The 4,197-nt window shown below is 44.7% G+C and carries 2 protein-coding genes; both read right to left on the reverse strand.

The features are described from left to right. Window positions 1-1,488, reverse strand: a 1,488-nt coding sequence (locus F6J94_RS31140; protein WP_293047340.1) for a transposase, incomplete at its 3' end; no start/stop codon positions are given. Window positions 1,489-1,574: 86 nt separating this feature from the next. Beyond that, a partial coding sequence (locus F6J94_RS31145; RefSeq protein WP_293047342.1) for a filamentous hemagglutinin N-terminal domain-containing protein occupies window positions 1,575-4,197 on the reverse strand: 2,623 nt, incomplete at its 5' end.

Genomic DNA, 4,197 nt, shown 5'->3' on the forward strand with positions numbered 1-4,197 from the left:
AAGCCTCCCACTCATCTGTCTAGGCTTTCCTGGCATCTCGACCAGGAGTTGCTTGAAAGCCCGAGTTTTGCTATGTTTGGAGTCAAGCCATCCAAGCTCAACTGCATCTAGCAGACTCAGTCCCATACCTTCCAAGAAACGCGCGGTACGGCGCAACAATACTGCTTGAACCTCGGTTTTATTCATGTACCGAGTAATCTCGAAGTCTGTACCCCTAGCAAGGATGTTCTTTGCAGCATTATGGTCAGCCTGCGACACGACCCCATTAAACCTGGTAAAATTGTCCCCGCTTCTTTTGCCCAATAGGGTTCCAGTCACGGAGTCAATTTGCGACGTGTAACTAGGCTGGACTTCTGTAACAACCGACCCAGTCCAATTAGCCCATTTTTCTAAGGAGTCCCGCATTTGACCCTTCATCCAACTATTGAGCTTGCGGGACATTGCTTTGGACTGACGTTTATTTCGGATTGGTTGTGTTAAATCTTCCGCAAATACTTTTAATGATTCTCCCTTGAAAAGGGACTTTGAAGCGGCTCCTATGATAGCTGTAAGTTCTGATTGATTTTGCCTGTATCGCTTATTTTCTGTCTTTCTAGTTAAGTTATTTTTAAGAATGCGAGCCGACTTAGCTGGGTCGATTTTTTCCAGTTTTCTATGAATCGCCCAAAGTTTTCCTCTATTACGATTCTTAGCACATATTCGATTGGACTTCTTAGTTGCGGCAAAACCTAGATTCTCTCCGTGCGCCTGGCCATCTGAATCATAGAAAGCCTCAGTGTATCCCTTGTCTACCCCAATAGCTCGGCGGTCGGCAGGAATCTCTACAGTCCCATAGTCTACTAAAAAATGGATTTCAAATCTTTCTAGAAGCTGGTTGTATATCAGCCTGATCTGACCTTTGATTTTTCGATTAGACCTAACGACTATTTTGTTTCTTTTTCCTCTCCTTAGCCCAGCTAGTTCTAACTGGTAAGTGTTACGAGAGAGTCGTTTGCAGTTATAGCCTACTTGTTGATAAACTATCTGATTTTTGACCCAAGAGTGCCCTCGTTTAAACTCCTTTCTAACAAGCCTGTGAAGAAGTGGTAATCGCTGAAAAGCTAAGGTCTTAAGCTGTTTGTAAAGTTCTTTTCTGGTCTTTTGATTGTCCTTCCCCGGAAATCTTTTGTAGATTTTCTTGATTACCGCATCGGTACAGGCCGCCTGGCTCGCTGTAATGGCTTTCGCTACATCATTAATAGTCCAATCCATTAACTTAGCAGGTAGCCCCAAGGTATCGGGAGTCCTGAAGCTCTTCACTTCCGGGATAGCCTTTTTCCAGTCAAGGCTCCAGTGACTGATGCTACCTAATTTGTTGTAAGACTCAGATCTAACAATGCCTAACTTTTTCATAGTAGACAGCAACTCAATTTCAACCGACTTGGTTATCCCCACCACAGGGACGATTTGAGTCGATCTCCTTTTTGCTACTCCAAATGTTCTTGGCATCGTCACAAAACTCTGTGTCAATTGTCTCGATTATACTCTAGCGCTAAGTAAATGTCAATGTCTATTTTGTGATATTAAATACCGTTTTATCCCGTTTTTTTGCTACTTAATTGCGCGACCAGGATTCCTGGCAATTCGTTTAAGCCTGAGGTGGGGTCTACCTGTAAGATGTTGAGTATGACTTCACCGTTGAAGGATGGGCCAAGTTCAGACGTGGCAGTGATGTCATTGTCTGGAGTGAGACGGTCTCGAAACTCTAAACCAAAGATGCCTTTGGCATTAATGGTAACACTACCTCCTCGACCTTCTTCAGCATCGGCGGTGATGTCGCTATTTCCCAGACCGACTAGGGTATCAGTATCAATTTCTATATTTCCCCCAGTTGTTGTATTCTGAGCGTCAGTTAGAATCAAGCTTCGGTTGAGGAGTCGGATGTCACGGGAAAAGAGTTTAATATTGCTGTCGTTTCCTCCTGCTGTTTCTGCTGTGATCCTGCTATTGTTGTCAAGGAAGATGGAGTTGGCATTAATGTTTACCGTGCCGGCTGTTGTACCCTGTCTAAAGCTTCTAGCACTAACAATTGCTCCATCAGAGATGATTAACTTGTCAGTGGTAATACTCAACAAATCTCCGGCATCTCCTGTTCCTTCTCGATTAGCTTCAACAAACAGGCCAGAAAAAAGACCATCGGCTGTCGTACCAATCACTTGAACCGTAGAGGAGGCATTCACACTTAAGCTTCCCCCATCCCCTTCACCAAAAGTTTCAGATGAAACAACTGCTCCATCAGAGACAATTAACTGCTCAGTAGTAATACTCAAATTTCCGGCATTTCCTTGTGAGCGTGGATTTGTTTGAGTAGACAAGGCGCTGGGAAACTGACCATCGGCTGTCGTACCAATTACTTGAACCGTAGAGGAGGCATCCACACTCAAGTTTCCCCCGTTCCCTTCACCGCTTGTGCTAGCTGAAACCGATGCTCCATCAGAGACCATTAACTGCCCAGTAGTAACACTCAAATTTCCAGCATTTCCTGTTGAGCCTGGATTAGCTTGAGCAAACAAGCTGCTGGCAAACTGACCATCGGCTGAGATACCAATCACTTGAACAGTAGAGGAGGCATCCACACTCAAAGTTCCCCCATTCCCTTCACCAAAAGTGGCAGTTGAAACTCTTGCTCCATCAGAAACCGTTAACTCTCCAGTGGTAATACTCAAATTTCCGGCATTTCCTGTTGAGCCTGGATTAACTTGAGCAAACAAGCCGCTGGCAAACTGACCATTGGCTGACCTACCAATGAGTTGAATAGTAGAGGAGGCATTCACACTTAACCTTCCCCCGTTCCCTTCACGAAAAGTGCTAGCTGAAACTCTTGCTCCATCAGAGACGATTAACTCCCCAGTGGTAATCTTCAAATCTCCCGCTTTTCCTGTCCCATTAGTTTGACTAGACAAGCCGCTGGGTTGACCATCGGCTGAGGTACCAATCAGTTGAACAGTAGAGTCCGCATTCACAGTCAAGGTTCCCCCGTCCCCAAGACCAAAAGTGATAGCTAAAACTTGTGCTCCATCAGAGACGATTAACTCCTCAGTGGTAATACTGACATCTCCACCATTTCCTGTTATTCCTGGAAAAACTAGGGCTCCCAAGAGACTGAAAGTACCATTAGGCGATACACCAACCACTCGCACAGATTCCGAGGCATTCACAGTCAAATCTCCCCCCTGTCCTAAGCCAAATACATTCGCAATTATCCTAGAACCATCCTCAAGACTGAGCTGAGAAGCCCGAACAACTATCCCACCGCCATTCTCACTTCCGATGGTATTCGCAAATACATCAGAGCGATCGCGTAAACTCACATTAGCTCCCTGCACCTGGATACTCCCACCACTTTCCCCACTGGTAATGACAAAAGCACGATCGGACAAACTAATATCCTGAAACCCTTGAACTCCTGAATAATCCAATACAAAACTCGTATCGGTTGGGGTCAGCTTCACCACACCATTAGAACCAACACTCCCCAGCTCAATCCGTCCATCCAATGCACCTAGAGCGCCATTAGGAATAGTAACCTCACCGCCAATCAGCCCTAAGGTTTCACCATTTGGTACCAGAAAAAAACTAGATTGATTAGTAATACTCCCGGGATTTGAGCCATATTGCCACCCAGATGGTATATTTATAGTCAACAACGGTTTTTCATTGGGATTTTTAGTGCTGAAAACTTTACCATCTTCAAACAAAACACTCTCAGCAGTACTCCCAAAAAATGAACCTCCCACATCTAGTCTGCTATTGGGACCAAAGACAATACCGTTGGGATTGATCAAAAATAAATTAGCATTTACCAATACGCCTAGAGTCCCGAAAATATTGGAAACATTACCTCCCGTTACCCCACTCAGGATGTTGGCAACTCCAGCAGGATTATCAAAATAAGCTCCTGCGAACTCGGCTACATTAAAATCTGAAAAGCTGTGGAATAGATTACTGTCTCTAATCGCCCCACCTTCAATTAAATCTATTACAATTCCGTTAATATTGAGATTGGTTACCACAGAGCTTTCATTCCCCAGGGTATTATCTGGGGTAATTTGCCCTAATGCCGTAGTTGCAGCTAGTAGAGAATACAGCAACACGCTAGTTGCTGGCACCAGTGGGGAAATCCGAGGTTTCATAGTAATCAATAAGCTACCGAGTTCT

It is taken from the genome of Moorena sp. SIO1F2 (assembly GCF_010672755.1).
GTDB lineage: Bacteria > Cyanobacteriota > Cyanobacteriia > Cyanobacteriales > Coleofasciculaceae > Moorena.